We start from the raw sequence: 1,920 nt of genomic DNA on the forward strand, positions 1-1,920 counted from the left end.
CGGTGACCGGTGTGCCGCTCGATATCGCGACGACCAACCGTCCGGGCGCACGGCTCGGCCCACGCGCGATCCGTGCGGCGAGCAGCCAGCTCGGCGTGCTGCTGCCGTATCCATGGGGGATCAATCCGTTTGGGAAACGCTGATCAATGAGCCTGTCGTCCGCATAACGGACGAGGCAGGTTGCAATTTTCAGATTGACGTAGGAATTTGACGACATGCGAGGTGAGTTTCGCTCGTATTCGGGCCTCACTTCCCGCGTTTTTCACACACATGACGGATTGCTCCCATGAGTCGACAACAGCTGATTTTTCGCGATCACCAGGTTCGCCAGCGCGAACAGACTGAACAGCTGTGCCGTGTTCCTGGCTAGACCCTTGTAGCGCACCTTGCGATGACGAAACAGGTTCTTCACGACATGAAACGGATGCTCGACCCGGGCGCGGATCTGCGCCTTGGTTCGCTCGACCGCGATCACGAGGTCCTTCAGCGGACCTTCCTGCATCGCCCTGATCTTTCCGCGCTTGAGCGCCACGTGCCACTTCACCGTCTTGCCCTTCATCTCCTCGCGCTTGTCCACGCCGGTGTAGCCCGCATCGCCAAACGCTTCCTGCTCATGACCGTGCAGCAGGGCGTGGGCCTGCGATACGTCCGGCTCGTTGGCCGCCGTGGTGACCACGCTATGCACCAGACCCGAGTCGGCGTCGACGCCGACATGGGCCTTCATGCCGAAATACCAGTCGTTGCCCTTCTTCGTCTGATGCATCTCCGGGTCACGGCTCTTCCCGGCGTTCTTCGTGGACGGCGCAGCCTCGAAGATCGTCGCATCCACCAGCGTGCCTTCCTTCATCATCAGCCCGCGCTCGCACAACTCGATGCCGATCTCGTCGAACAGCTTTCGCGTCAGTGCGTGCTCGACCAGCAGGCGCCGGAATTTCAACAGCGTGGTGGCGTCCGGCACGTTCTCGCGCGCCAGGTCGATGCCCGCGAAGGCGCGCATCGCGATGCTGTCGTAGAGCGCATCTTCAAGCCCTTCGTCCGACAACCCGTACCACTGCTGCAGCAAGTAGATCCGCAGCATCCGTTCCAGGCCAATCGGCGGCCGGCCACGCTCGCCCTTCGGGTAATACGGCCCGATCACCGACAGCAGCCGCGACCAAGGGACGACCTTCTCCATCTCGGCCAGAAAGCGTTGACGCTTGGTCACCCGCTTCTTGCCCGCACTTTCCGCTTCCGCAAAACCGATCTGCCGCTGCATCGTCGTGGGTCCGTTCCGTGAGCTTCTTTCTACAACGCCCTTGGCCTCGTCAGCGATGACCGCCAAGCCGAATTGATCAGTGTTTCCTTTGACGACTATGCGGTGATCGACTACGGCGACTGCTGGCTCGACGTGCACAATCCGTCGACCGTCAAGGAGACGATCGTCACGCATGCGCGCACGATTCTCGATGCCGGTGCTCGGATGCTGACGCTCGGCGGTGATCACTACATCAGCTACCCGCTACTCGTGGCTCATGCGGAAAAGTACGGCAGGCCGCTTTCATTGATCCATTTCGATGCGCACTGCGATACCTGGCCCGACGATCAACCGGACAGCCTCAATCATGGGTCGATGTTCTACAAGGCGATCAAGGACGGGCTGATCGATCCCGCCCACTCGGTGCAGGTCGGCATCCGCACGTGGAACGACGATTTCATGGGCGTGTCGGTGCTCGATGCGGCTTGGGTGCATGAGCACGGCGTGAACGCGACCATCGCGCGCATCGTCGAGATCGTGGGCGCGCGGCCGGCTTATTTCACCTTCGACGTCGACGGGCTCGATCCGGCCTTCGCGCCCGGCACCGTCACGCCCGTGCCGGGCGGCCTGTCGAGCGCGCAGGCTCTGTCGATCATCCGCGGGCTCACGTCGGTCGACCTGGTCGG

General features: G+C 62.2%; 3 protein-coding genes. 2 read left to right on the top strand and 1 reads right to left on the bottom strand.

Going from position 1 to position 1,920, the window contains the following annotated elements:
• Positions 1-11 precede the first annotated feature (11 nt).
• Positions 12-143, top strand: coding sequence for an arginase family protein (locus KEC57_RS19240; RefSeq protein WP_372457109.1), 132 nt, complete (start codon positions 12-14; stop codon positions 141-143).
• Between the two features lie 119 nt (positions 144-262).
• On the opposite strand, the gene KEC57_RS18765 is transcribed toward KEC57_RS19240, so the two are convergent.
• Positions 263-1,255: an IS5-like element ISBmu23 family transposase gene (locus KEC57_RS18765; RefSeq protein WP_007182917.1), complete on the bottom strand. Its 993-nt coding sequence runs from the start codon at positions 1,253-1,255 to the stop codon at positions 263-265.
• A 102-nt stretch (positions 1,256-1,357) separates the two neighbouring features.
• Between KEC57_RS18765 and KEC57_RS18770 the strand changes: the two genes are divergently transcribed.
• Positions 1,358-1,920: arginase family protein (locus KEC57_RS18770; protein ID WP_229386220.1), on the top strand; the 563-nt coding region annotated here is incomplete at its 3' end.

Source organism: Microbacterium allomyrinae (assembly GCF_020682705.1).
Taxonomy (GTDB): Bacteria; Actinomycetota; Actinomycetes; order Actinomycetales; family Microbacteriaceae; genus Microbacterium; species Microbacterium allomyrinae.